The organism is Pseudomonas sp. LB3P25 (genome assembly GCF_054897985.1).
In genome coordinates, this window is the sequence record NZ_CM142711.1 from 6,412,409 (window position 1) to 6,437,207 (window position 24,799).

Sequence of the window (24,799 nt, forward strand, 5' to 3'; positions counted from 1 at the left end):
CTTCACCTTATTCAAACCTGAGCGATCCACTTACGATGGGTATGGATCGACATCAAAACCCCAAACGCTGACAGCAGCGTCACCAGCGAAGTTCCTCCGTAGCTAATGAACGGCAACGGCACCCCCACAACCGGCAACAGGCCACTGACCATACCGATGTTGACGAAAACGTAAACAAAAAACGTCATGGTCAGGCTGCCCGCGAGCAATTTGCCGAACAATGTCTGGGCCTGGGCGGTAATCACCAGTCCGCGGCCGATCAACAGCAGGTAAATCAGCAGCAGTGCGCAGATGCCCACCAGGCCAAATTCTTCGCCCATGACCGCAATAATGAAGTCGGTGTGGCTTTCCGGCAGGAAGTCCAGGTGCGACTGGGTACCGAGCAACCAACCCTTGCCGAACACACCGCCGGAACCGATGGCGGCTTTCGACTGAATGATGTTCCAGCCCGTGCCCAGCGGATCGCTCTCGGGATCGAGGAAGGTCAGGATTCGCTGCTTCTGGTAGTCGTGCATGATGAAGAACCACATCGCGACGGCCACCGGCACGGCGGCGGCGATCACGCTGATGATCCAGCGCCAGCGCAAGCCACCCATGAACAACACGAAAGCGCCACCGGCGAGGATCAGCAACGAAGTGCCGAGGTCGGGCTGACGCACGATGAGGATGAACGGCAACCCGATCAGAAACAGACTGACGCCCACATGCTTGAGCTGCGGCGGCAAGGTGCGCTTGGACAAGTACCAGGCGATGGTCGCGGGCATCAGGATCTTCATGAATTCCGAGGGCTGGAAACGGATCACCCCGGGAATGTTGATCCAGCGTGTGGCGCCCATGGCGTTGTGGCCCATAACGTCCACCACCACCAGCAACAGCACGCCGAGCACATAACCGACCGGCACCCAACGGGCCATGAAGCGCGGCTCGAACTGAGCGATGACGATCATCGACACCAGGCCGATGCCGAACGAAGTGGCTTGCTTGGCCAACAGGTCCCAGCTCTTGCCGCTGGCCGAATACAGCACGAACAGGCTGCCGGCCGCGAGGGTCAACAGCAGGATCAGCAACGGGCCGTCGATGTGCAGGCGTTGCAACAGCGTCGCACGGCGACGCATCACATCCTCGCTGGAGAGGATGCGATCGAAATTACTCTTCACGGGCCGTAGCCTCCGCACTGATAGGGCTGGCGTATTCGGCCTTCAACCGACCGTCCTGGTCCAGAAGCCAGGCGTCCATGACTTGACGCACCACCGGCGCGGCGACGCCGGAACCGGACTCACCGTTCTCGACCATCACCGACACCACGATTTGCGGGTTCTCGGCCGGCGCGAAGCCGACGAACAAGGCGTGGTCACGGTGGCGTTCCTGAACCTTGGAGCGGTCGTACTTCTCGCCCTGCTTGATGGCGACCACCTGGGCCGTACCACTTTTGCCGGCAATCCGGTATTGCGCGCCGATCGATGCCTTGCGCGCGGTACCACGGGCACCGTGCATCACCTGCTGCATGCCGTGGTTGACCTTGGTCCAGTCCGACGGGTCGCGCAGGATGATGTCCGGCATCGGATTTTGATCCTTGGGCTTCTCGCCCTCGACGGTCCTGGCCAGGTGCGGGCGGTTCCACACGCCCTTGTTGGCCACCAGTGCCGTGGCCTGGGCCAACTGCAACGGAGTGGACTGCATGTAGCCCTGGCCGATCCCCAGAATCAGCGTTTCGCCCGGGAACCAGGCCTGACGACGGGTTGCACGCTTCCACTCACGAGACGGCATCAGCCCCGGCGACTCTTCGAACATGTCCAGGGAAACCTTCTGGCCAATGCCGAACTTGCCCAGGTACGTCGACAACCGATCGATCCCCAGCTTGTGGGCCAGGTCATAGAAGTAGGTGTCGTTGGACCGCATGATCGCCGTATCCAGATCCACGTAGCCGTCGCCAGTGCGGTTCCAGTTACGGTACTTGTGATCGTAGTTGGGCAACATGTAGTAACCCGGGTCGAAGACCCGGGTCGAAGCGGTGACCACACCCGAATCCAGACCGGCAATCGCCACCGCAGGCTTGATGGTCGAGCCCGGCGGGTACAGACCACGCAGCACGCGGTTGAACAGCGGCCGGTCAATGGAGTCGCGCAGCTCGGAATAGGCCTTGAAGCTGATGCCGGTGACGAACAGGTTCGGGTCGAAACTCGGCTGGCTGACCATTGCCAGCACTTCGCCGGTTTTCGGGTCCAGTGCCACTACCGCGCCGCGACGACCACCCAGCGCGGCTTCGGCGGCCTCCTGCAATTTGATGTCCAGGCTCAGGACGATGTCCTTGCCGGAAATCGGCTCGGTACGTTTGAGCACCCGCAGCACGCGGCCACGAGCGTTGGTCTCGACTTCTTCGTAACCGACCTGACCGTGCAACTCCGGCTCATAGAAGCGCTCGATGCCGGTTTTGCCGATTTGATGGGTGCCGCTGTAACTCACCGGATCAAGAGACTTGAGTTCTTTCTCGTTGATCCGCCCCATGTAACCCACCGAGTGCGCAAAGTGCGCACCCTGTGGATAGTGACGAACCAGTTGCGCGACCACTTCCACCCCAGGCAGGCGAAACTGGTTCACAGCGATCCGCGCGATCTGTTCTTCGGTCAGCTCGAACAGGATCGGTACCGGCTCGAACGGCCGGCGCCCCTGACGCATGCGTTTCTCGAAGATCACCCGATCCTCGGGCGTCAGCTCCAGCACTTCGACGATCACGTCGAGCACTTGCTGCCAGTCGCCGGAGCGCTCGCGGGTCATGCTCAGGCTGAAGCTGGGCCGGTTATCGGCCACCACCACGCCATTGCGGTCGAAGATCAGCCCGCGCGTCGGCGGAATCGGTTGCACATGGACGCGGTTGTTTTCCGACAGGGTCGAGTGGTACTCGTACTGAATTACCTGGAGGAAATACAGCCGCGCAATCAGCACACAGATCAGCGACACCACCGCAATTGCCCCGAACACGACGCGGCCACGCACCAGACGGGCGTCTTTTTCGTGGTCCTTGATGCGGATCGGCTGGGGCATGAGGGCAGAACTACTTGTGGTAAGGGTGGCCGGACAAGACTGTCCAGGCACGATACAGCTGTTCGCCGATCAGGATTCGCACCAGCGGATGCGGCAACGTCAACGGCGAGAGCGACCAGCGCTGATCGGCCCGGGCACAGACTTCCGGCGCCAGCCCTTCGGGGCCGCCGACCATGAAATTCACCGTGCGCGAGTCCAGCCGCCAGCGATCGAGCTCGACCGCCAGCTGCTCGGTGCTCCAGGGCTTGCCGTGGACTTCGAGGGTGACAACGCGCTCGTTCGGCCCGACCTTGGCCAGCATGGCTTCGCCTTCCTGGCGGATGAAGCGCGCCACGTCGGCGTTCTTGCCACGGGTGTTGAGCGGTATTTCCACCAGTTCCAGCGCCAGCTCGGACGGAAGACGCTTGGCATATTCATGCCAGCCTTCTTCCACCCACTTGGGCATGCGTGAACCGACGGCGATCAGTCGCAGTCGCACAGCGATCCCTTATTGCTGGTCTTTGTTGAGCTTGACGAAGTGCTCATGGGTGTTTTCCGGGCTGTGGTGAGCCGCGTTCAGAGCACGGCTCTGCTCTGCACCGGACCACAGACGCTCCAGGTCGTAAAACTGACGAGCCGAAGCGGTCATCATGTGCACGATGACATCATCCATATCCAGCAGGACCCAGTCGCTGTCGCCCTTGCCTTCTTCACCCAGCGGCTTGACGCCCAGGGCTTTGACCGCTTCGCGGACCTTGTCCAGCATCGCGCCGATCTGGCGGTTCGAAGTACCGGTCGCGATGATCATGAAGTCAGTGATGCTCTGCTTTTCACGAACGTCGATGACCTGGATGTCCTGGCCCTTCACGTCTTCCAGGGCCGCTACGGCAACCTTGACCAGTTCTTCGCCACGCAGCTCCGGCCCGGTTGGAACTTCTACTGGCAGCGGGGCGCTCTTGAACGTGCCTTTGCGCTTTACTTTAGTTACGTCTTTGTCAGTCATATAAAACTCGTTTTGCTCGTATGTTCGGGCGCTTCGGTACACGCGTTCACGTGTTTTGAAGCGCTCCCTTTTTCAGTTCGACGCACGGTAGAGTCCGTGCGCATCGATGTAGGCCAGGACCGCGTCGGGCACCAGGAAACGTACCGACTTACCGCTGGCCAGCAGTTGACGGATCTGGGTGGCGGATACCGCGAGCGGTGTCTGCCAGACGAATGCAATCTGTCCGCTCGGCCCTTTGAGGGCCAGCGGGTCGCTCACCGAGCGCGCTGCCAGCAGGTTGCGCAAGGCATCCGGCGGTTCGCTGTCGGCATCCGGGCGTTGCAGCACCAGGATGTGGCAATGCTGGAGCAACTCTTCCCAGCGGTGCCAAGTGGGCAGGCCGCAAAATGCGTCCCAGCCCAAAAGTAGAAAAACCTGGTCGGAGGCGGCAAGTTCTGCGCGCATCAGTTCCAGGGTGTCGATGGTGTAGGACGGTTTGTCCCGCTGCAGTTCGCGGGCGTCCACCACCAACGGTGCCACACCGGCCACCGCGCACTCGACCATCGCCAGACGGTCTTTCGCCGATACTTGCGGCGTACCGCGATGCGGCGGTCTGGCACTGGGTGTCAGACGTAACTCGTCGAGCGCCAGCGATTCGGCAACTTCCAGCGCACCGCGCAAATGGCCGATGTGCACCGGGTCGAAGGTCCCGCCCAGCACGCCAATACGTCGAGGGGCGGGCTCGCTGGCGGCTTCCAGGGCTGACAGGTCGAGGTCGCCCAAGTCAAACCGACGCCTGGCCGCGTAACTGGCCATCACCGACCACGATGTACTTCTCGCAGGTCAGCCCTTCGAGGCCCACCGGGCCGCGGGCGTGCAGCTTATCAGTAGAAATGCCAATCTCGGCACCCAATCCGTACTCGAAGCCATCGGCGAAGCACGTCGGGGTGTTGATCATCACCGACGATGAATCGACTTCCGCGACGAAACGCCGGGTGTCCGCAAGGTTTTCGCTGACGATCGAATCAGTGTGATGGGAGCCGTACTTATTGATGTGCTCGATAGCCTGGTCCAGCCCATCGACCACACGGATCGAGAGAATCGGCGCCAGGTATTCGGTGTTCCAGTCTTCTTCTGTTGCCGCGACAGCATCGATGATCGCCCGCGTGCGCTCGCAACCGCGCAGTTCGACGCCTTTTTCGCGGAACTGTGACGCCATCGACGGCAGGAAATCTTGGGCAACGGATTGATCCACCAGCAGCGTTTCCATCGCACCGCAGATGCCATATCGGTAAGTCTTGGCGTTGAACGCGATGCGCTGGGCTTTCGGCAGGTCGGCGTGAGCACTGACGTAAACGTGACAGATGCCGTCCAGGTGCTTGATCACCGGCACGCGGGCGTCACGGCTAACGCGCTCGATCAGGCCACGGCCGCCACGGGGCACGATAACGTCGACGTATTCAGGCATGGTGATCAGCGCGCCGACGGCGGCACGGTCAGTGGTTTCGACCACTTGCACCACGGCGGCAGGCAAATCGGCTTCGGCCAGACCGCGCTGGATGCAGGCGGCAATGGCACGATTGGAATGAATCGCCTCGGAACCGCCACGCAGGATGGTCGCGTTGCCAGACTTCAGGCACAGGCTGGCGGCATCGATGGTCACGTTGGGACGGGATTCGTAGATGATCCCGATCACGCCCAGCGGCACGCGCATCTTGCCGACCTGGATGCCCGACGGCCGAAAGCTCATGTCGCGGATCGCGCCGACAGGGTCCGGCAGAGCCGCTACCTGACGCAAACCGACGATCATGCCGTCGATGCGTTCCGGGGTCAGCGCAAGACGCTCAAGCAACGCGGGTTCAAGACCATTGGCGCGGCCAGCGGCCAAATCCAGTTCATTGGCAGCCGTCAGCTCGGCGCGTGCAGCGTCCAACGCATTGGCAGCAGCCTGCAAGGCGCGGTTTTTCTGCGCGGTGCTGGCACGGCCGATGACGCGAGAAGCCTCGCGGGCAGCGCGACCCAAGCGGGTCATGTAGTCAAGAACGGACTCAGTCATGGTCTGGCGTGGACTTGGTAAAGAGGAAAGCGGCAGATTATAGCTGTCACGTCTCCCGACTAACAGCGGTGACGGGCGGATGGTCGAAATGGAGGGCAATTTGCCGACGTTCAGCCGTGATTAAGCTGCAAATTGTTATCATCACGGCTCAATCAGCCCTGATAAACGCCGTTCATCATGACCAACCTGACTGTTCGCACGTCCGCGACGAGCCTGCCCAAGGGGCTCGCGGATGCATTTTTCGACAGAGATGCCCAAACGCTGGCCCGGGACTTACTCGGCAAAGTCATCCGTCACCGGGTTGGCGACCTGTGGCTCAGCGCCCGGATTATCGAGACTGAAGCCTATTACTGCGAAGAAAAAGGCAGCCACGCCTCCCTCGGCTACACAGAAAAACGTAAGGCTTTGTTTCTGGATGGCGGCCACATCTATATGTATTACGCCCGAGGCGGCGATTCCCTGAACTTCAGCGCTCAGGGTCCGGGCAATGCGGTATTGATCAAATCCGCCTATCCGTGGGTCGATGACTTGAGCGGGCCGGCGAGCCTGGCGCAGATGCTATTGAACAATCCCGACGCCCAAGGTCGCCCTCGCCCCTCGCAAAAGCTTTGCGCCGGACAGACTTTGCTCTGCAAGGCGCTGGGCCTGAAGGTGCCGGTCTGGGACGCCAAGCGCTTCGACCATGATGTGCTGTTAGTCGAAGATGTCGGCCCGGCGCCTGTTCACATCATACAAACCACGCGCCTGGGCATTCCCCACGGGCGCGATGAGCATTTGATGTACCGCTTCGTCGATGCGGCTTACGCGCCGTATTGCACGCGCAACCCGCTGCGACGGGGGCAGGTCGAAGGTCGCGATTATTTTTTGCTTTCCTGAACAATGAAAATCCCCCCTGTGGGAGCGAGCCTGCTCGCTCCCACAGGGGGATCTGTAATGTTTTGAAGATGCATTCGTCCCATGGGACTAATGAATATCAGAGGGAGTTGTTTTTATGGGCCCATGGCTCGATAGCGTGACCGGTTGGTTGACGGTCAACCCGCAATGGCTGGCCGCGGCGGTGTTCATAGTGGCCTTCGTGGAATGCCTGGCGATTGCCGGACTGATCGTGCCCGGCACGGTGTTGCTGTTCGCCGTGGCGGTACTGGCCGGCAGTGGCGCGCTGTCATTGAGCGAAACGCTATTACTGGGGTTCGTCGCCGGCGTTCTAGGCGATATCGTCTCTTACTTCATCGGACGACATTTCCACCAGAACATCCGGCGCCTGCCAGGGTTGCGTCATCACCCGGAATGGATCGCCGGGGCCGAGGCGTATTTCCAGCGTTACGGCATCGCCAGCCTGTTGGTCGGACGCTTTATCGGTCCCCTGCGCCCGATGCTGCCAATGGTCGCCGGGATGTTCGACATGCCGTTCCCGCGTTTCGCCGCTGTCAGCCTGCTGGCCGCCGCAGGCTGGAGCGTCGCTTACTTGCTGCCCGGCTGGGCCACGGGCGCGGCGATTCGCTTGCCATTGCCTGAAGGGTTCTGGCCTGAGGCGGGGATCGTCGCCGGCAGCATCGCCATCATGGTGGGCCTGAGCGTCACCAGCAGTCTGCGCCGTCATCGCAAAGCGACGATGCTGATTACCGGGATGAGCTTCCTTATTTTGGCGGGACTGTTTATTGGCTATCCGCACCTGACCGCCCTCGATCAGGGCGTGATGACCCTGGTGCAGGAACACCGCAGCCCGCTGCTCGATGAGGTGGCGGTGACGTTCACGCTGATCGGCGAATACCGCAACATGCTGGTGTTCAGCGCCCTGCTGACCGGTTTGCTGTTGCTCACCCGACAATGGCGACAAGCGATCTTTGCCGGCAGCACTCTGCTGTGCACCGCGCTGGGCAACACCGTGACCAAACACTTTTTCGCCCGTATGCGCCCGGAAGTGCTGAGTGACCCATTGACCAGCTACAGCATGCCCAGCGGCCACGCCTCGGGCTCTTTTGCGCTGTTTCTGACGCTAGCCGTGCTGGCCGGCCGCGGACAACCACCGCGGATGCGTCTGACCTGGCTGCTGGTAGGGGGCTTGCCGGCGCTGGCGATTGCCATGTCGCGGGTGTACCTCGGCGCGCACTGGCCAACGGATGTGTTGGCCGGCGCCATGCTGGCGGCGTGCGTGTGTGCCGCGAGTTTGTGGCTGAATCAGCGCCCGGCACCGCTCAACGCCATGCCACCGAAGGTCTGGTGGTTGGTGCTTCCGGCGCTGGTGGCGCTGTTCGGGTTCTTCGCGTTGCGGCATTTGCCGCATGCGATGTTGCGGTATGCGTATTAAAGATGCCGATAAACAGCGCCACTCATCGCACGAATGAATGGCGCGAACTCACTCTTCCACCACAGTGGGCTTATCAATAATCTTGAGTACGAAAGTGGCAGGTTCGCTATTAAAAGCATCGTGCCCCGTCACATTCGGATCTACATCTTTGAAGATTATATTTCCACCCACCTTGGCACGATACAAAGCGTGTTTATTTGCCTCGCTCACAAGATGAACATAAGAGGGGCCTGCGGCAAGATCTGCAAGCCCGGCTTTCGGCACACCATTTTTACGGATTGAAAAATAATCGGATGGCGCGTTATCACTCACGGACAAATGATGCGTACCGCCTTCTATTTTCAAGCGCCATCCTTCATAAATACCCCGCAGAACGACGGTGACAACATAGTTGTCACCGTGCGGAACAAATTTCAGCAACAAGGGTTTGTCATCTTCATGATCGGCGAGCGTAACAAAACTCGAGCCGTTCCTGTCGGCCAGCGCGACTTCGACATCCAACTGCTCGCGCCTGGTGATCCGTGGGTCGCGCAGCCGTAGCTTCAGACGCTGTTGATTGAGCACCAAGGGCAGACCGTTGACGTAAAGATTAGCTGTAAATGCTTTGTTATTATCCAGGAACATAAAACCACCTGTACTGTATTAAACTCGATATTATTTAATACCCGCCCATTCAGCCGGGAACTCTGAAAACAAGAAAATCGACTAAATACAGAAAGACTGCCTAAGCGGCTGCCGCCACGGGCGCGTCTTTAACAGGAAGTTTTACGCGTTTGCGCTTACGGCGTTCAAGCACCATCAAGTCAGCATAAACGCCCGCAGCGTCTATAATTCTATCGACATTATGATCGACCGCGGAATGCTTCAAAATATACTTGCCGGCAATATCATCCCAGAACGCCCATTCATCTTCATAAATAATCATGATCCCATCCTTATCATTAATCAGACAACCCACGCCTTGTGGGCAACTTGAAATTAAGACAAAGACAAAATCAAAACAATGCTGGCAGACAAACCAAGTTAATACAAAGTACAACTAAGCAAACAATTCACCCTGCAACTCATCCAGCAGCGCCTGAATCGCATCCAGTCGCTGCTGCGGATCATCGAGTTGCAGCAGGTCGATCTTGTCCACTTCGGCAAACGGCAACAGGTACGCCAGCTGATTGGCCAGCGATTGTTGCCCGGTCGCTTCAGTGCCCATGTTCAGCGCCTCGACCATCGGGTGTTCGGCCAACGCTTTAAGCAGCGCAACCAGGTCCGCGTCCTCATCCTGCAGCGGTTGCTCAGGCTCGTCTTCCAGCCACTCGACCTCGGCGACGGTCAATTGATCGCGCTGAATCTCGGTGCGCAACACGTGGAAACGCCGCCCGCCCTGTACCCGAATGCCCAGCAAGCCATTGTCCTGCTGTTTGAAATCAGTGATCAGCGCCTCGCATCCGACCAGCGCGTAGCCCGCCGGGGCGATGCCGACTTCTTCGCCGTCGAGGATGCACACCACGCCGAAGCCGCCGCCCTGTTTCATGCAGCGACTGATCATGTCCAGGTAACGCGCCTCGAAAATCTGCAAATCGAGGATGCAACCCGGAAACAACACCGTGTTCAGCGGAAAAAGCGGCAAGCTCATAGACAATTCCTTACACCACCATCGACACCGCCAACGGCAGGAAAACTGCCGTGGCCACGCCCATCAGACTCATCGCCAGCGCCGCGAAGGCGCCGCATTCTTCATTTTCCTGCATCGCCACCGCCGTGCCGACCGCGTGCGCCGTCATGCCCAGCGCCATGCCGCGTGCCTCAGGGCTGTGCACACCCAGCCGGGTCAAAAGACTCGGCCCGAAGATCGCCCCGATCACCCCGGTGATCAATACGAAGACTGCCGCCAGCGCCGCAACGCCACCGATCTGTTCTGCCACCAGCATGGCAATCGGCGAAGTCACCGACTTCGGTGCCATGGTCATCAGGATCATGTGTTCGGCACCAAACGACCAGCCCAGCAATACGCCCATGCCGGTGGCGACGACGCCACCTATCACCAGCGTAGTAAATATCGGCCAGAACAACTGCCGAATGCGTCGCAGATTGAGGTACAGCGGCACAGCCAGCGCAACGGTCGCAGGCCCGAGCAGGATGCTGAGGATCTCGGTGCTCTTGCGGTACTCCGCATAGGTCAGGCCGCACCCCACCAGTACGCCGATCACCAGCAGCATCGAGACCAGCACCGGTTGCAGAAAGATCCAGCGGGTTTTCTCGAACGCCGCCAGCACCAGCTGATAAGCACCCAGCGTAATACCGATGCCGAACAACGGATGATGAATCACCGACGCCCAGGCGCCGTGCCAGTCGAAGATCATTGGTCGCCCTCACGATGAGCGTGACGCTTGACCATGCGCTGCATCAGCACGCCAGCGAAGGCCAGGGACAGCAACAGTGACAACACCAGCGCGCCGACGATGGCCCAGAAATCTGCGGCAATGTCTTTGGCGTAAACCATCACACCCACGGCGGGCGGCACCAGCAACAACGGCAGGTAACGCAGCAGACTGCTGGCCGCGAGGTTCAGCGGTTCGCCGACCTGGCCGCGGCTGATCAGGAACACCAGCAGCAACAGCAGGCCGACAATCGGCCCCGGCAGTATCGGTAAAAACAAGTGGTTGATGGCTGTGCCCAGCAATTGGAACAGCACCAGCCAGGTCAGGCCACGTAACAACATCCGTCATCTCCCGCCAATATCCTCCCGCACAAGCGGGCCGAGCATTATAAGCACGTCAACGCTATAGACCGGCATTCGCCAAAATCATGGTCAGTTGACCGGAGCCATTTGCCATGTTGATCTAAAGTGGTAATCCGGGAGGTCAAATCCCCCCACCTCAACACTATAAAACCGATGAACCCAAGGAGATGCTCAATGCCCTATGTTCCCGTTGCAGAGCTCAAAGATTATGTCGGCAAGGAACTCGGACGTTCCGAATGGCTCACCATCGATCAGGAGCGCATCAACCTGTTCGCCGAAGCCACAGGGGATTATCAGTTCATCCACGTCGACCCGGTCAAAGCCGCGCAAACGCCATTTGGCAGCACCATTGCACACGGTTTCCTGTCGCTGTCGCTGATCCCCAAACTGATGGAAGACATCCTGATCCTGCCTGAAGGGGCGAAGATGGTGGTCAACTACGGCTTGGACAGCGTACGTTTCATCCAGCCAGTGAAGGTCAACTCCAGGGTTCGGCTCAAGGTCGACATGAACGAAGTCATCGAGAAGAAACCCGGCCAATGGCTGCTCAAAGCCACCGCCACGCTTGAGATCGAAGGCTCGGACAAACCGGCCTACATCGCCGAGCCTCTGTCCCTCTGCTTCGTGTAAACCATCCCGGATGCGAAGCAGCTCACGCTGTTTCGCGCCCTCTCCTGTTTTCCCGGCTATATAAGGTCATAGAGCTGCGGCATACTCGCTCGCCTAATTGCCCGGATCCCGCTATGCGCTCACTTGCACTCCTCGCTCTGACCCTATTGCTCACCGCTTGCGGCGACGGCGAATCGCTATTGCCCCCCGACACCCGATTGCCGGACGGCGGACGCTATCGCGGTGAACTGGTCAACGGATTGCTGCAAGGCCAGGGCCGTATCGATTACCCGAACGGCAGCTGGTACGCCGGCGACTTCGACAAGGGCCAATGGCATGGCCAGGGTGAGTGGCACGGCAGCAACGGCGAAGTCTATCGCGGGGAATTCAATCAAGGGCTGTTCGACGGCAAGGGCACACTGACCACCAGCGGCAGCAGCTTCACCGGCGGCTTCAAAGCCGGTCGACGGGACGGCGAAGGCACCCTCAAAGAAAACGGTATGACCTACCGCGGTGAATTCAAGGCCGATCAATATTCAGGGCTCGGTCGTCTCGAACTCGACGACGGCAGCTCGTATCAGGGCCAGTTCGCCCGCGGCAAACCCAATGGCGAAGGCCAACGCGGCGACGCCAGCGGCAATCAGTTCACCGGGCATTTCGTCGATGGTCAGCTCGAAGGCAATGGGACGTTCAACAGTGCCGACGGCGATATCTATGTCGGCGGTTTCAAGAACAACCAACTGCACGGCAAGGGTCGCTACGAAAACGCCGACGGTGATGTCTGGCTCGGTCAGTTCAAGGAAGGATCGCTGAACGGCAAGGGCGAGTTGATCGGCGCCGACGGCAGCCATTACATCGGCCAGTTCAGTGACTGGCGCTTCACCGGCCAAGGTCGATTGAACCTGTCCGACGGCAGCTTCTACATCGGCCAATTCGACGGTGACAGTTACTCGGGGCGCGGCACCCTGGTGCTGACTGACGGCACAGTGCAAAGCGGTACGTGGATCAATGGCCAGCGTGTTCGCGATGCCGATGGCAAGCTGCTGCCCGATAGCCTGGAACTCGGTTTGCTGGCCCAGGGCCGTTTGCTCGACGATGCACTGTCCAACGTGCCGGCTTCGACCCCGGCGGTCGAGTTGTACACCCTGACAGTCGGCGGTGACGGCAAACAAAGCGTGTTCCTGCGCGAATCCGATTACGTCAGCAACATGCTCAGCAGCCGCTTTGGTGCGTTTGGGCAGATCCGCCTGGTGAACCATCGCGACCACCTCGTCGACCGGCCGATGGCCACCCGGGAAAACCTGCGCCGCGCCGCCGCCACCCTGGCCGAACGCAGTGGCCCGGAAGACTTGATATTCATTTACATGACCAGCCACGGCACCAGCGAACACGAACTGGTGCTCGACCAGCCGCGCATGGAACTGTCCGATCTACCGGCCGACGAACTCGCCGCGGTTCTCGCCCCGTTGAAAAACCGCGACAAGATCATCGTGATTTCGTCCTGCTACTCCGGTGGCTTCATTCCGGCTCTCAAGGATGAACGCACCCTGATCATGACCGCCTCGCGGGCTGACCGCGTGTCCTTCGGCTGCTCGGAAGAAGCCAACTTCACCTACTTCGGTGACGCGCTGTTCGCCCAGGCACTGAACCAGACCGACGATCTGGAGCAAGCCTTCAAACTGGCCAAGGCCACCGTCGCCGAGCGCGAACTGGCGGACAGCTTCGAAGCCTCCGAGCCGCAGATCTGGGCACCGAAAACCGTTCTGTCCCACTGGCAGCTGTTACGCAAACAGCAGGCACGAAAAGCACTACAAAGTGTCTCTATCAGCAACAAGGATGCAAAGAACAACTAAGCTGAACAGTATCAAGGGGGAAACACTATGTACTTGACGCCTCAGCATGTATTGCTTGCCGGAGCTACCGGGTTAACCGGTGAACATTTACTTGATCGCCTGCTCAATGAGCCAACGATTTCAAGGGTACTAGCCCCCTCACGCCGGCCACTGGCCGAGCATCCCCATCTGGAAAACCCGGTCGGCGACCCGGCGGTGTTTCTGCCGCAACTGAACGGTCGCGTCGACATCGCCTACTGCTGTCTCGGCACCACCATCAAGCAGGCCGGCTCGGAACAGGCGTTTCGCGCAGTGGATCTGGACATGGTGGTGGCGTTCGCCAAACGTGCACGGGAGATGGGCGCACGGCACCTGATCGTGATCAGTGCCCTGGGGGCCGATCGCAGGTCCTCTATTTTCTACAACCGGGTCAAAGGCGAGATGGAATATGCATTGCGCGCACAGGACTGGCCGCAACTGACCATTTGCCGACCTTCGTTGCTGCTGGGCGAGCGACTCGTACCGCGCACGGCCGAGCAATTCGTCGGGCCGTTATCCCGCTTGATCCCCGGCAAATACCGCGGCATCGAAGCCTGCCAACTGGCCCGCGCCATGTGGCGACTGGCGCTGGAAGAGCAGGATGGGGTGCGGGTTGTCGAGTCGGATGAGTTACGCAAGTTAGGCAAGTAATCCGCCGGACTTGTGGCGAGGGAGCTTGCTCCCTCGCCACAAGAGCCGCGCTCGGGCTTACAACCCGCCCGTCGCCTGAAAACTTACCCCAATCACCGTGAGCACCGACAGCGGCAATAGCAGCGTATCGAGCAACGCACTGGCTGGCAGGTCGACACCCGGATAGCTTGGGGCTTCGGCGCCGAAGCGGTCCATGGCGCAGCAACCGCCATTCATGGCATACAAATCCAGACGCGTCCCCGAATACACCACTGGCGCCCCAGGCTTGGCGGCATCGAGCGTTCGCGCCGTGGCGCAGCCGGCCAATTGCAGCGCCAACACAATCGTCAGCAGCTTATTCATCGCTGGTCAGATGGTGTTCGCCCCAACGTGGCAGCATGTCCTGGGGAATGTTCAGCAGATTGAGAATTCGCGCCACGACGAAATCGATCAAGTCGTCGATGGTTTGCGGCTGGTGATAAAAGCCTGGCGACGCCGGCAAAATCGTCACGCCCATGTTCGACAACTTGAGCATGTTCTCCAGATGAATGCTTGAATACGGCGCCTCTCGCGGCACCAGAATCAGCTGACGTCGCTCCTTCAAGGTGACGTCGGCGGCACGCTCGATCAGGTTGTTGCAGGCCCCCGTCGCGATAGCCGACAAGGTCCCCGTGGAACACGGCACCACCACCATCGCCGCCGGCGCGCCGGAGCCCGAGGCCACCGGCGACATCCAGTCTTCCTTGCCGTACACCCGAATCTGTCCGGCGGCAGCGCCGGTGTATTCGGTGAGGAAGGCCTGCATCATCTGGGTTTTCGGCGGCAACGTAACGTCAGTCTCAGTGGCCATCACCAGTTGCGCAGCCTTGGAGATCATGAAGTGCACTTCGCGGTCTTCACGAATCAGGCAGTCAAGCAGGCGCAAACCATATTGGGCGCCCGAAGCACCGGTCATCGCCAGCGTGATGCGTTCCGGGCCGTTGTTCATTGCAGCGCCTCGGCAAGTTTGCCGTGCAGGCCGCCGAAGCCACCGTTGCTCATGATCACCACGTGAGTACCGGGCTGAGCCTGGCTCTTCACGCGCTCGATGATGCCTTCCAGCGAATCGCTGACGATCGACGGTACCGTGCACAACGCAGCAGTAGCCCCCAGATCCCAGCCGAGGTTGGCCGGTGCGTACCAGATCACTTGATCGGCATCGACCACGCTTTCCGGCAAGCCATCGCGGTGAGCACCAAGCTTCATGGAGTTGGAGCGCGGCTCGATGATCGCAATCAACGGTGCATCGCCGATGCGCTTGCGCAGACCGTCGAGGGTCGTCGCAATAGCCGTCGGATGGTGAGCGAAGTCGTCGTAAATGGTAATGCCACGGACCTCCGCGACTTTCTCCATCCGGCGCTTGACGCTTTTGAATGCACTCAGAGCAGCGATGCCCATGGACGGCACAACACCGACGTGACGGGCCGCAGCCAACGTGGCCAGAGCGTTGGCGACGTTGTGTTGACCGGTCATGTCCCACTCGACCACACCCTGGGCAACACCTTCGAACATCACTTCGAATTTCGAACCGTCGTCGCTGAGCAGTTTGACCTGCCACTGACCGCCGGCACCGGTGGTTTGCACCGGGGTCCAGCAACCCATCTCGATCACACGCTGCAACGCCGGCTCGGCGGTCGGATGGATCACCAGGCCTTCGCTCGGAATGGTCCGCACCAAATGGTGGAACTGCCGCTCGATGGCTGGTAGATCGGGGAAGATGTCGGCGTGATCGTATTCCAGGTTGTTCAGGATCGCCGTGCGCGGGCGGTAGTGAACGAACTTGGAGCGCTTGTCGAAGAACGCGCTGTCGTACTCGTCGGCTTCGATCACGAAGAACGGTGTGCCACCCAAACGAGCGGACACCGAAAAGTTTTGCGGCACGCCGCCGATCAGGAAACCCGGGCTCATGCCCGCGTGCTCCAGCACCCAGGCGAGCATGCTGCTGGTGGTGGTTTTGCCGTGAGTACCGGCGACGGCCAACACCCAGCGACCCTGCAGCACGTGATCCGCCAGCCATTGCGGGCCGGAGACGTAGGGCAGACCTTTGTTCAGCACGTATTCGACAGCCGGGTTGCCGCGGGACATGGCATTGCCGATCACGACCAGATCCGGTGCCGGATCGAGCTGCGCCGGGTCGTAGCCTTGGGTCAACTCAATGCCCTGAGCCTCAAGTTGAGTGCTCATCGGCGGATAGACGTTGGCATCGGAGCCCGTCACGTGATGGCCCAGCTCTTTGGCCAGAACCGCCATCGAACCCATGAAAGTGCCGCAGATACCAAGAATGTGAATGTGCATTAGTCGACCTCGTAAAACATGGCCGCAGGTTAGCGTAGGGTGGGGAAAATCGCACTCTTTAGGTGATGGGGTGGATTGGGGGTGGTGATATTAGGGATGTGGGGCTGACTCCGGATCCACCCCTCACCCCAGCCCTCCCGAAACGTCGGACCGCCCCAAGGGGGAGAGGGGGGAAAGGGAGCCGATCTCCATGGTTTTCGTAACCTGAGTTCGACTCGGAATTTCAGGTCGATGTATTTCGAAAGACACTTCGGTCAGTCCCCTCTCCCTACGGGCGGTCCGACGTTTCGGGAGGGCTAGGGTGAGGGCTGGATCTAAAGGCCTACCGCTCAATCCCATGCTTACGCAGTTTCCTGTAAAGCGTATTACGACTGACACCCAACTGTTCAGCCGTGTGAGTCATATGCCAACGCGTCTGCTCCAGAGCATTCAGCAACGCCAACCGCTCGGCATTATCCAGCGGATGCTCGGAAGTCTCTTCGACCGCCAACGCAACGGGCGGCCGAGCCTGACGAATCATCGCCGGCAAATCTTCCAGCCCAATCCGCCCGCCATCACACAACGCCGCCAAGGTGCGCAGCACATTGCGCAACTGCCGCACGTTTCCCGGCCAGGCGAAGGCCAGCAGCGCCTGGCGTGCCGGACCGTCGATCAATACGGTTTCCCCTCCCGCCTCTTCGGCCAGCAAAAAGTCGAGCAGCTGGGATTTATCACTGCGATCACGCAATGCCGGCAGTGCAACTTCCAGCCCATTGAGCCGGTAATACAAATCCTCGCGGAAGCTGCCGTCCTGCACCCGTTCCAGCAGATTACGGTGAGTGGCGCTGATGATTCGTACGTTGACCGACTCCGGCTCGCCACCGATCGGCACCACCTGACGATCTTCCAGCACCCTTAATAGCCGGGTCTGCAAAGCCAAGGGCATGTCGCCGATTTCATCCAGGAATAACGTGCCGCCATCGGCCTGCTGCAACTTGCCACGCATGCCTTCCTTACGCGCACCGGTAAAGCTGCCGCCGCGATAGCCAAACAGTTCGCTCTCGATCAGGCTTTCTGGGATGGCTGCGCAGTTGAGGGCAATGAAGGCTTTTTCTGCTCGCTGGCTGGCTTGGTGGACGGCTTTGGCAAACGCTTCTTTGCCGGACCCGGTTTCGCCGTTGATCAGTAGCGGTACGTCCCGCTCGAACACGCGCAAGGATTTGCGGAAATCTTCCTGCAACCCCGTGTCGCCCAGACAAATGCCCGACAAACGCGAAGGTTCGGCGATCACCGCACTTTGCACCACCGGCACCGGAATGCTGCGTGGCTGGCCCCGCAACACCGCAAACAGACTCCGCCCGTCGCGCGTGCGCAACGGCCAACTGGCGCTGGCATTGACGCTGGCGCGGCCGAGCAATTCATCCAGCGAGCAGTCGAAAAACGCCTCCACCGGTTTGCCCAGCAGCCCACCGCGAATATGCCCCAGCAGGTTCAGCGCGCTTTGGTTGACCGCGCTGATCCGCCCTTCTCCGTCGAATGCCAACAACCCTTCGCTGAACAGCCCGACGGATTCAGCCTGAAGGTGAAAACGCAGCAACCACTGATTGTCGAAGTAGCGCAGGAAATAGCAGCTCTCGATCATCTTCGCCGAAAGATTGACCAGGGCCATGGTGTGGAACTGGCTTTGACGAGAAACCTCGTGGCGCGCCGAGGACACGTCGAGCACCGCCAGCAGTTCACCATGCGGGTCGAATACCGGGCTCGCCGAGCAGGTCAGGCCGGTGTGACGGCCGCGAAAGTGCTCGTCCTGGTGGATGGTCAGCGACTGACGCTCCACCAGACAGGTGCCGATGCCGTTGGTGCCTTCGCAGGCTTCGCTCCAGTCAGCACCGAGCCAGAGGCCGGCGCGTTCGAAAATCTTCCGCTCGGCAGGTGCAGTGACGCAATTGAGGATCACGCCGCGGGCGTCGGTCAGCAGGACCGCGTGGCCGGCACCGGAGAGTTGCTGATGAAGGCTGGTCATTTCACTGCCGGCGATGTGCAGCACTTGCTGCAAGCGTTCGCGGCTTTCCAGGACGCGGCCATGTTCCAGCACCGTGGGTGCCATGGTCAGGGCCGGGTCGAGGTGATAATCCTCGAGACAGCGCAGCCAGGAACGGGCAATCGACGGATCGCTGCCGGGGCCGTGCAGGTGGGATTTTCCCTGAGTGACGGTCAGGACCTGCTGGGCATGGCGACTCAAATGGTTGTCGTGCATTTCTTATTGTTCTCCCCGAAAGCCGAGCTGCTCCCCATATTCAAGGGCTGGCATCACCTTGTGGCGAGGGAGCTTGCTCCCGCTCGAGTGCGAAGCGCTCGCCAACGATCATGTTCGGCAGACATTTTGGGGGCTGCTTCGCAGCCCAACGGGAGCAAGCTCCCTCGCCACAGAACGCCGAGCATCCTCCAGCCTAGCCGTCATTGCAATGCTGGCAAGACCGCCCGGTCACAGGTTGTGCCGAAGACGGTACAAAGTGTCACGGAGGCTGTACCGAAAGCGTCACAGGCGCCGCCCACCTGTCCGACAAAAACCGCGTAAGGCCTTGATTTTCCTGACCTGCAAGGCAGTGGCCCGACCTTTGCTCTACGCTTATAGCAAGCGCACATGCGCTCTCCCTTATAAGCACAAAAGCCAAGGAGAAATCACCATGCGTTACGCTCACCCCGGTACTGAAGGCGCTATCGTTTCGTTCAAGAGCAAATACGGTAACTACATCGGCGGCGAGTTCGTCGCGCCTGTTAAAGGTCAGTACTTCACCAATACCTCGCCAGTAAATGGCCAACCGATTGCCGAATTCCCGCGCTCCACGGCCGAAGACATCGACAAAGCCCTGGACGCTGCCCACGCGGCCGCCGATGCCTGGGGCGCCACGTCCGCCCAGGCTCGCTCGCTGGTGCTGCTGAAAATCGCCGACCGCATCGAACAAAACCTCGAAGTCCTGGCGATCACCGAATCCTGGGACAACGGCAAAGCCGTTCGCGAAACCCTCAACGCCGACATCCCGCTGGCTGCCGACCATTTCCGCTACTTCGCCGGTTGCATCCGCGCTCAGGAAGGCAGCGCCGCTGAGATCGACGGCAACACCGTGGCGTATCACATCCATGAACCGCTGGGCGTGGTCGGCCAGATTATTCCGTGGAACTTCCCGATCCTGATGGCCGCCTGGAAACTCGCCCCGGCCCTGGCTGCCGGTAACTGCGTGGTGCTCAAGCCTGCCGAGCAAACGCCACTGGGCATTACCGTGCTGATGGAGCTGATCGGCGACCTGCTGCCGCCGGGCGTGTTGAACGTCGTGCAAGGCTTCGGCAAAGAAGCCGGCGAAGCGCTGGCTACCAGCAAACGCATCGCCAAGATCGCCTTCACCGGCTCGACCCCGGTCGGCTCGCACATTATGAAATGCGCCGCCGAAAACATCATTCCGTCCACCGTGGAGCTGGGTGGCAAGTCGCCGAACATCTTCTTCGCCGACATCATGCAAGCCGAAGAAACCTTCATCGAAAAGGCCGCCGAAGGCTTGGTGCTGGCGTTCTTCAACCAGGGCGAAGTCTGCACCTGCCCATCCCGTGCATTGGTGCAAGAGTCGATCTACGACGACTTCATGAAAGTCGTGATGAAAAAAGTCCTGTCGATCAAACGTGGCGACCCGCTGGACACCGACACCATGGTCGGCGCCCAGGCGTCCGAGCAGCAATTCGACAAAATCCTTTCGTACCTGGAAATCGCCAAGGGCGAAGGCGCCGAGCTGTTGACCGGCGGCAAGGTGGAAAAACTCGAGGGCAATCTGGCGACCGGGTATTACATCCAGCCGACCCTGCTCAAGGGCACCAACAAAATGCGCGTGTTCCAGGAAGAAATCTTTGGCCCGGTGGTGAGCATCACCACCTTCAAGGACGAAGCCGAAGCCCTGGCCATCGCCAACGACACCGAGTTCGGCCTGGGTGCCGGTCTCTGGACCCGCGACATCAACCGCGCCTACCGCATGGGCCGCGCCATCAAGGCCGGTCGTGTGTGGACCAACTGCTACCACCTGTACCCGGCACACGCCGCGTTCGGCGGTTACAAAAAATCCGGCGTGGGTCGTGAAACCCACAAAATGATGCTTGATCACTATCAGCAGACCAAAAACCTGCTGGTGAGCTACGACATCAATCCACTGGGCTTCTTCTAAAAACCGGGGGCGGGACAGGTATTCCTGTGTCGCCCTTCACATAGCTTTCGCGAGCAGGCTCGCTCCCACATTTACACCGCGTTCCCCCTGTGGGAGCGAGACTGCTCGCGAAGGCGTCCTCAATGACACACCAAACATTGCCCTGCCGCTCTGGCACGGGCTTTGCGTGCCCGCTCTACACGAAAACGTCGTACCTGAAAGTCCAACAGATCAAACAATAAAAAAGACAGCGAGGACTTATGACTTCTACTACACAGCTCAAACCCACACTCGGCACCCTGCATTTATGGGGCATTGCCGTCGGCCTGGTGATTTCCGGCGAGTACTTCGGCTGGAGTTACGGCTGGGGCACCGCAGGGACTCTGGGGTTCCTCGTCACCGCGTTGATGGTGGCGACGATGTACACCTGTTTCATCTTTAGCTTCACCGAATTGACTACCGCGATTCCCCACGCCGGCGGGCCGTTTGCCTACAGCCGGCGGGCCTTTGGTGAGAAAGGCGGACTGATCGCCGGCATCGCCACGCTGATCGAATTCGTCTTTGCGCCCCCGGCGATTGCCATGGCCATCGGCGCCTACCTCAACGTGCAATACCCCGAACTGGACCCCAAGATCGCCGCCGTTGGCGCCTATTTCGTGTTCATGGGCTTGAATATCCTCGGCGTCAGCATCGCCGCGACGTTTGAACTGGTAGTCACCGTGCTGGCGGTCGCCGAATTGCTGGTGTTCATGGGCGTCGTTGCGCCGGGCTTCAGCTTCAGTAATTTCGCGCTTAACGGCTGGTCGGGCGCCAACGAGTTCACCTTGGGCTCGATCCCTGGCATCTTTGCGGCGATCCCCTTTGCGATCTGGTTTTTCCTCGCCATTGAAGGCGCGGCGATGGCGGCCGAAGAGGCCAAGGACCCGAAACGTACGATTCCCAGGGCTTATGTCAGTGGCATTCTGACCCTGGTGTTCCTGGCCATCGGCGTGATGGTGATGGCGGGCGGCGTCGGTGACTGGCGTCAACTGTCGAACATCAACGACCCGTTGCCGCAGGCGATGAAAGCGGTGGTCGGCAACAATTCGAGCTGGATGCACATGCTGGTGTGGATCGGCCTGTTCGGTCTGGTGGCGAGTTTCCACGGGATCATTCTTGGCTACTCACGGCAGTTCTTTGCGCTGGCCCGGGCCGGTTACTTGCCTCGCGGCCTGGCCAAGCTCTCGCGCTTCCAGACTCCGCACCGGGCGATCCTGGCCGGCGGCGTGATCGGCATCGCGGCGATCTATAGCGACGGTCTGGTCAACCTGCAAGGTATGACCCTGACGGCAGCAATGATCACCATGTCGGTATTCGGTGCCATCGTGATGTACATCATCAGTATGCTGAGCCTGTTCAAACTGCGTAAAACCGAGCCGAACCTTGAACGCACCTTCCGCGCGCCGGGTTATCCGATCGTGCCGGGGATTGCGCTGTTTCTGGCGGTGGTGTGCCTGGTGGCGATGGCCTGGTTCAATACGCTGATCGGGTGTGTGTTCCTCGGATTTATGGCTGCCGGTTACTTGTATTTCCAATTGACCGCCAAGCAGCGCTTCGACGCACCGGCGGACGCGATGCTAGAAGGCGTCTGAGTTGCACCGGCGCCGGGCCTGTTGCCCGGTGCCTGCCATATTGAAGTGCACGCAGCTCCCAATGTGGGAGCGAGCCTGCTCGCGAAAGCGGTCTGACATCCAACAGTTGTGGTGAATGACACTCCGCATTCGCGAGCAGGCTCGCTCCCACAAGGGGCTCGGTGGTGTATTTGAGTTGTTTATAGAATCAGGAGGACTCCGTTCCATGGCCGCATTTGCCCATTCCGTCGGCGCCCAGACCTATCGCTTCGAGAGTCTCAAGGAAGTCATGGCCAAGGCCAGTCCAGCGCGTTCCGGGGACTTTCTGGCCGGCGTCGCCGCCCTCAACGATGGCGAGCGTGTGGCCGCGCAGATGGCCCTCGCTGACATCCCGCTCTGCCACTTCCTGCAAGAAGTACTCATTCCGTACGAGGCCGATGAAGTCACCCGACTGATCATCGACACTCACGATAAACAAGCTTTCGCGGTCGTCAGCCACCTCACCGTCGGCGGTTTTCGTGACTGGCTGCTCAGCGACGCGGCCGACGAACAGAGCCTGCGCGCACTCGCGCCCGGCCTGACACCGGAAATGGCCGCCGCCGTGTCGAAGATCATGCGTGTGCAGGACCTGGTGCTGGTGGCGCAAAAAATCCGTGTTGTTACAAAATTCCGCGGCACGATGGGTTTGCGCGGGCGGTTATCCACACGCCTGCAACCCAATCACCCCACCGACGAACCGGCCGGCATCGCCGCGAGCGTTTTGGACGGCCTGCTGTATGGCAACGGCGACGCGATGATCGGCATCAACCCGGCCACCGACAGCATCGCTTCGATCTGCGCCATGCTGGAAATGCTCGACGCAATTATTCAGCGCTACGAGATTCCAACCCAGGCCTGCGTGCTGACGCATGTCACCACGTCCATTGAGGCTATCAATCGCGGCGTTCCGCTGGACCTGGTGTTCCAGTCGATCGCCGGCACCGAGGCGGCCAACGCCAGTTTCGGTATCAACTTGAACGTGCTGCAGGAAGGCTACGACGCCGGTTTGAGCCTGAATCGCGGGACGCTGGGCCAGAATCTGATGTATTTCGAGACCGGCCAAGGCAGCGCCCTGTCAGCCAACGCCCACCACGGCATCGATCAACAGACCTGCGAAACCCGCGCCTACGCCGTGGCGCGCCATTTCAAGCCGTTCCTGGTGAACACCGTCGTAGGATTCATTGGCCCGGAATACCTCTATAACGGTAAACAGATCATCCGCGCCGGCCTCGAAGACCACTTCTGCGGCAAACTCCTGGGCGTGCCCATGGGCTGCGACATCTGTTACACCAACCACGCCGAAGCCGACCAGGACGATATGGACACCCTGCTGACCCTGTTGGGCGTGGCCGGGATCAACTTCATCATGGGCATCCCCGGCTCCGATGACATTATGCTCAACTATCAGACCACCTCGTTCCATGACGCCCTTTACGCCCGCCAGACGCTGGGCCTGAAACCGGCGCCGGAATTCGAACAGTGGCTGGCGAGAATGGGCATCTTCACCCAGGCGGACGGCAAGATTCATTTCGGCGACAGCCTGCCGCCGGCCTTCCGCCAAGCGATGGCGCAACTGGGATGAGTGTTGAAATGGATAAACCACCCGTGGATCCACAGAACCCGTTGCTGGAACTGCGTCGCCTGACCCCGGCGCGGATCGCCTTGGGTAGAACCGGCACCAGCATGCCGACCAGCGCGCAGCTGGATTTCCAGTACGCCCACGCTCAGGCACGGGATGCGGTGCACTTGCCGTTCGACCCTGCGGGGCTGAGTTCGCAATTGGCTGAACGCGGGCGTGCCAGTTTGCTGCTACACAGCGCCGCGACGGACCGGAACAGTTATTTGCAACGCCCCGATTTGGGGCGAAAGCTGAGTGATGAGTCGGCTCAGACACTGCGCGATTACGCATTGGCCAATCCCGGCGGTGTCGATCTGGCAATTGTCGTTGCCGATGGGTTGTCGGCGCTGGCCGTTCATCGCCATACCCTGCCGTTTCTGGCTCGGATGGAAGATCAGATTGTGAGTGACGGCTGGTCCGTCTCACCGGTCATTCTAGTGGAACAGGGCCGAGTCGCCGTAGCCGACGAGATCGGCGAACTGCTGGGCGCGAAAATGGTGGTGATTTTGATCGGCGAACGCCCTGGCCTCAGTTCCCCGGACAGCCTGGGCTTGTATTTCACCTACAATCCAAAGGTCGGGCTGACGGATGCCTATCGCAACTGCATCTCCAATGTCCGGCTCGAAGGCCTGAGTTACGGCATGGCGGCACACCGTTTGCTGTATTTGATGCGCGAGGCCTGCCGGCGGCAGTTGTCAGGGGTCAATCTGAAGGACGAAGCGCAGGTTCAGACGCTGGAGTCGGACGCAGGAGCAGACATGAAAGGTAATTTCCTACTGAGTCTGCCGGATGCCTGAACCGTTTCCGCATTGCGTTTC

The 24,799-nt window shown here is 60.1% G+C and carries 24 protein-coding genes; 9 read left to right on the forward strand and 15 right to left on the reverse strand.

Annotation, left to right across the window (positions count from 1 at the left end):
* Positions 1-11: 11 nt before the first annotated feature.
* The 6 genes from rodA to ACYZTW_RS29580 all read right to left on the reverse strand — a co-directional run bounded on the left by rodA (position 12) and on the right by ACYZTW_RS29580 (position 6,059).
* Positions 12-1,115, reverse strand: coding sequence for a rod shape-determining protein RodA (gene rodA / locus ACYZTW_RS29555; RefSeq protein ID WP_462005864.1), 1,104 nt, complete (start codon positions 1,113-1,115; stop codon positions 12-14).
* Between the two features lie 31 nt (positions 1,116-1,146).
* Complete coding sequence (gene mrdA / locus ACYZTW_RS29560; RefSeq protein WP_462002855.1) at positions 1,147-3,042, reverse strand: penicillin-binding protein 2; 1,896 nt, start codon at positions 3,040-3,042, stop codon at positions 1,147-1,149.
* 10 nt (positions 3,043-3,052) lie between these two features.
* Positions 3,053-3,520, reverse strand: a complete 468-nt coding sequence (gene rlmH, locus ACYZTW_RS29565; RefSeq protein WP_007937439.1) for a 23S rRNA (pseudouridine(1915)-N(3))-methyltransferase RlmH — start codon at positions 3,518-3,520, stop codon at positions 3,053-3,055.
* Positions 3,521-3,529: 9 nt separating this feature from the next.
* On the reverse strand, positions 3,530-4,024 hold the full coding sequence (gene rsfS / locus ACYZTW_RS29570; RefSeq protein ID WP_046055550.1) for a ribosome silencing factor: 495 nt from the start codon (positions 4,022-4,024) through the stop codon (positions 3,530-3,532).
* Between the two features lie 72 nt (positions 4,025-4,096).
* Complete coding sequence (gene nadD, locus ACYZTW_RS29575) at positions 4,097-4,819, reverse strand: nicotinate-nucleotide adenylyltransferase (protein ID WP_462002856.1); 723 nt, start codon at positions 4,817-4,819, stop codon at positions 4,097-4,099.
* Positions 4,788-6,059 (reverse strand): glutamate-5-semialdehyde dehydrogenase, encoded by a 1,272-nt coding sequence (locus ACYZTW_RS29580; protein WP_462002857.1) that lies wholly within the window; start codon positions 6,057-6,059, stop codon positions 4,788-4,790. Before ACYZTW_RS29580 ends, nadD begins: the two co-directional genes overlap by 32 nt.
* A 177-nt stretch (positions 6,060-6,236) precedes the next feature.
* Here ACYZTW_RS29580 and ACYZTW_RS29585 point away from each other — a divergent pair, with 177 nt between their 5' ends.
* Both ACYZTW_RS29585 and ACYZTW_RS29590 read left to right on the forward strand, forming a co-directional pair.
* On the forward strand, positions 6,237-6,935 hold the full coding sequence (locus ACYZTW_RS29585; protein WP_462002858.1) for a DNA-3-methyladenine glycosylase: 699 nt from the start codon (positions 6,237-6,239) through the stop codon (positions 6,933-6,935).
* Positions 6,936-7,050: 115 nt separating this feature from the next.
* The gene (locus tag ACYZTW_RS29590) at positions 7,051-8,367 is read left to right on the forward strand and encodes a bifunctional DedA family/phosphatase PAP2 family protein (RefSeq protein ID WP_462002859.1); all 1,317 of its coding nucleotides are present in this window, start codon (positions 7,051-7,053) and stop codon (positions 8,365-8,367) included.
* 48 nt (positions 8,368-8,415) lie between these two features.
* Here the strand turns inward: ACYZTW_RS29590 and ACYZTW_RS29595 are convergent, their stop codons facing one another.
* From ACYZTW_RS29595 to ACYZTW_RS29615, 5 genes are all read right to left on the reverse strand, one after another.
* A complete protein-coding gene (locus tag ACYZTW_RS29595) occupies positions 8,416-8,991 on the reverse strand; it encodes a hypothetical protein (RefSeq protein WP_462002860.1) in 576 nt (191 codons plus the stop codon).
* Between the two features lie 100 nt (positions 8,992-9,091).
* Positions 9,092-9,292 carry a hypothetical protein gene (locus ACYZTW_RS29600; protein ID WP_462002861.1) on the reverse strand — a complete coding sequence of 67 codons (201 nt, stop codon included), beginning with the start codon at positions 9,290-9,292 and terminating at the stop codon, positions 9,092-9,094.
* A 114-nt stretch (positions 9,293-9,406) separates the two neighbouring features.
* The gene (locus tag ACYZTW_RS29605; protein WP_008152802.1) at positions 9,407-9,997 is read right to left on the reverse strand and encodes an LON peptidase substrate-binding domain-containing protein; all 591 of its coding nucleotides are present in this window, start codon (positions 9,995-9,997) and stop codon (positions 9,407-9,409) included.
* 10 nt (positions 9,998-10,007) lie between these two features.
* Positions 10,008-10,724, reverse strand: coding sequence for an LrgB family protein (locus ACYZTW_RS29610; RefSeq protein WP_008152800.1), 717 nt, complete (start codon positions 10,722-10,724; stop codon positions 10,008-10,010).
* Positions 10,721-11,083 carry a CidA/LrgA family protein gene (locus ACYZTW_RS29615; protein WP_462002862.1) on the reverse strand — a complete coding sequence of 121 codons (363 nt, stop codon included), beginning with the start codon at positions 11,081-11,083 and terminating at the stop codon, positions 10,721-10,723. Before ACYZTW_RS29615 ends, ACYZTW_RS29610 begins: the two co-directional genes overlap by 4 nt.
* Positions 11,084-11,278: 195 nt before the next feature.
* Between ACYZTW_RS29615 and ACYZTW_RS29620 the strand changes: the two genes are divergently transcribed.
* The 3 genes from ACYZTW_RS29620 to ACYZTW_RS29630 all read left to right on the forward strand — a co-directional run bounded on the left by ACYZTW_RS29620 (position 11,279) and on the right by ACYZTW_RS29630 (position 14,235).
* Complete coding sequence (locus tag ACYZTW_RS29620) at positions 11,279-11,734, forward strand: MaoC family dehydratase (protein ID WP_008009033.1); 456 nt, start codon at positions 11,279-11,281, stop codon at positions 11,732-11,734.
* A gap of 113 nt (positions 11,735-11,847) precedes the next feature.
* Complete coding sequence (locus ACYZTW_RS29625; protein WP_462002863.1) at positions 11,848-13,566, forward strand: C13 family peptidase; 1,719 nt, start codon at positions 11,848-11,850, stop codon at positions 13,564-13,566.
* A gap of 27 nt (positions 13,567-13,593) precedes the next feature.
* On the forward strand, positions 13,594-14,235 hold the full coding sequence (locus tag ACYZTW_RS29630) for an oxidoreductase (RefSeq protein ID WP_462002864.1): 642 nt from the start codon (positions 13,594-13,596) through the stop codon (positions 14,233-14,235).
* Between the two features lie 57 nt (positions 14,236-14,292).
* Here the strand turns inward: ACYZTW_RS29630 and ACYZTW_RS29635 are convergent, their stop codons facing one another.
* From ACYZTW_RS29635 to ACYZTW_RS29650, 4 genes are all read right to left on the reverse strand, one after another.
* Positions 14,293-14,577 (reverse strand): YceK/YidQ family lipoprotein, encoded by a 285-nt coding sequence (locus tag ACYZTW_RS29635; protein WP_056744541.1) that lies wholly within the window; start codon positions 14,575-14,577, stop codon positions 14,293-14,295.
* Positions 14,570-15,202: a flavin prenyltransferase UbiX gene (gene ubiX, locus ACYZTW_RS29640; RefSeq protein WP_046048695.1), complete on the reverse strand. Its 633-nt coding sequence runs from the start codon at positions 15,200-15,202 to the stop codon at positions 14,570-14,572. Before ubiX ends, ACYZTW_RS29635 begins: the two co-directional genes overlap by 8 nt.
* Positions 15,199-16,548: a UDP-N-acetylmuramate:L-alanyl-gamma-D-glutamyl-meso-diaminopimelate ligase gene (gene mpl / locus ACYZTW_RS29645; RefSeq protein ID WP_462002866.1), complete on the reverse strand. Its 1,350-nt coding sequence runs from the start codon at positions 16,546-16,548 to the stop codon at positions 15,199-15,201. The genes ubiX and mpl overlap by 4 nt, the downstream gene beginning before the upstream one ends.
* A gap of 322 nt (positions 16,549-16,870) precedes the next feature.
* A complete protein-coding gene (locus tag ACYZTW_RS29650) occupies positions 16,871-18,784 on the reverse strand; it encodes a sigma-54-dependent Fis family transcriptional regulator (protein ID WP_462002867.1) in 1,914 nt (637 codons plus the stop codon).
* A 430-nt stretch (positions 18,785-19,214) separates the two neighbouring features.
* Between ACYZTW_RS29650 and exaC the strand changes: the two genes are divergently transcribed.
* From exaC to eutC, 4 genes are all read left to right on the forward strand, one after another.
* A complete protein-coding gene (gene exaC, locus ACYZTW_RS29655) occupies positions 19,215-20,735 on the forward strand; it encodes an acetaldehyde dehydrogenase ExaC (protein ID WP_046055564.1) in 1,521 nt (506 codons plus the stop codon).
* A gap of 239 nt (positions 20,736-20,974) precedes the next feature.
* Positions 20,975-22,345 carry an ethanolamine permease gene (eat, locus tag ACYZTW_RS29660; RefSeq protein ID WP_462002868.1) on the forward strand — a complete coding sequence of 457 codons (1,371 nt, stop codon included), beginning with the start codon at positions 20,975-20,977 and terminating at the stop codon, positions 22,343-22,345.
* A 205-nt stretch (positions 22,346-22,550) separates the two neighbouring features.
* On the forward strand, positions 22,551-23,945 hold the full coding sequence (locus tag ACYZTW_RS29665) for an ethanolamine ammonia-lyase subunit EutB (RefSeq protein ID WP_462002869.1): 1,395 nt from the start codon (positions 22,551-22,553) through the stop codon (positions 23,943-23,945).
* Between the two features lie 8 nt (positions 23,946-23,953).
* Positions 23,954-24,778: an ethanolamine ammonia-lyase subunit EutC gene (gene eutC, locus ACYZTW_RS29670; protein ID WP_462002870.1), complete on the forward strand. Its 825-nt coding sequence runs from the start codon at positions 23,954-23,956 to the stop codon at positions 24,776-24,778.
* Positions 24,779-24,799 lie beyond the last annotated feature (21 nt).

Excerpts from the sequence above, each read along its gene's own strand:
- mrdA (WP_462002855.1), bottom strand. The coding sequence starts at position 3,042 with ATGCCCCAGCCGATCCGCATCAAGGACCACGAAAAAGACGCCCGTCTG.
- ACYZTW_RS29590 (WP_462002859.1), top strand. The coding sequence starts at position 7,051 with ATGGGCCCATGGCTCGATAGCGTGACCGGTTGGTTGACGGTCAACCCG.
- ACYZTW_RS29610 (WP_008152800.1), bottom strand. The coding sequence starts at position 10,724 with ATGATCTTCGACTGGCACGGCGCCTGGGCGTCGGTGATTCATCATCCG.
- ACYZTW_RS29595 (WP_462002860.1), bottom strand. The coding sequence starts at position 8,991 with ATGTTCCTGGATAATAACAAAGCATTTACAGCTAATCTTTACGTCAAC.
- ACYZTW_RS29600 (WP_462002861.1), bottom strand. The coding sequence starts at position 9,292 with ATGATTATTTATGAAGATGAATGGGCGTTCTGGGATGATATTGCCGGC.
- ubiX (WP_046048695.1), bottom strand. The coding sequence starts at position 15,202 with ATGAACAACGGCCCGGAACGCATCACGCTGGCGATGACCGGTGCTTCG.
- ACYZTW_RS29625 (WP_462002863.1), top strand. The coding sequence starts at position 11,848 with ATGCGCTCACTTGCACTCCTCGCTCTGACCCTATTGCTCACCGCTTGC.
- exaC (WP_046055564.1), top strand. The coding sequence starts at position 19,215 with ATGCGTTACGCTCACCCCGGTACTGAAGGCGCTATCGTTTCGTTCAAG.
- ACYZTW_RS29635 (WP_056744541.1), bottom strand. The coding sequence starts at position 14,577 with ATGAATAAGCTGCTGACGATTGTGTTGGCGCTGCAATTGGCCGGCTGC.
- ACYZTW_RS29580 (WP_462002857.1), bottom strand. The coding sequence starts at position 6,059 with ATGACTGAGTCCGTTCTTGACTACATGACCCGCTTGGGTCGCGCTGCC.
- ACYZTW_RS29650 (WP_462002867.1), bottom strand. The coding sequence starts at position 18,784 with ATGCACGACAACCATTTGAGTCGCCATGCCCAGCAGGTCCTGACCGTC.
- mpl (WP_462002866.1), bottom strand. The coding sequence starts at position 16,548 with ATGCACATTCACATTCTTGGTATCTGCGGCACTTTCATGGGTTCGATG.
- ACYZTW_RS29630 (WP_462002864.1), top strand. The coding sequence starts at position 13,594 with ATGTACTTGACGCCTCAGCATGTATTGCTTGCCGGAGCTACCGGGTTA.
- ACYZTW_RS29605 (WP_008152802.1), bottom strand. The coding sequence starts at position 9,997 with ATGAGCTTGCCGCTTTTTCCGCTGAACACGGTGTTGTTTCCGGGTTGC.
- ACYZTW_RS29665 (WP_462002869.1), top strand. The coding sequence starts at position 22,551 with ATGGCCGCATTTGCCCATTCCGTCGGCGCCCAGACCTATCGCTTCGAG.
- eat (WP_462002868.1), top strand. The coding sequence starts at position 20,975 with ATGACTTCTACTACACAGCTCAAACCCACACTCGGCACCCTGCATTTA.
- eutC (WP_462002870.1), top strand. The coding sequence starts at position 23,954 with ATGGATAAACCACCCGTGGATCCACAGAACCCGTTGCTGGAACTGCGT.
- ACYZTW_RS29620 (WP_008009033.1), top strand. The coding sequence starts at position 11,279 with ATGCCCTATGTTCCCGTTGCAGAGCTCAAAGATTATGTCGGCAAGGAA.
- ACYZTW_RS29615 (WP_462002862.1), bottom strand. The coding sequence starts at position 11,083 with ATGTTGTTACGTGGCCTGACCTGGCTGGTGCTGTTCCAATTGCTGGGC.
- ACYZTW_RS29585 (WP_462002858.1), top strand. The coding sequence starts at position 6,237 with ATGACCAACCTGACTGTTCGCACGTCCGCGACGAGCCTGCCCAAGGGG.
- rodA (WP_462005864.1), bottom strand. The coding sequence starts at position 1,115 with ATGCGTCGCCGTGCGACGCTGTTGCAACGCCTGCACATCGACGGCCCG.
- nadD (WP_462002856.1), bottom strand. The coding sequence starts at position 4,819 with ATGGCCAGTTACGCGGCCAGGCGTCGGTTTGACTTGGGCGACCTCGAC.
- rsfS (WP_046055550.1), bottom strand. The coding sequence starts at position 4,024 with ATGACTGACAAAGACGTAACTAAAGTAAAGCGCAAAGGCACGTTCAAG.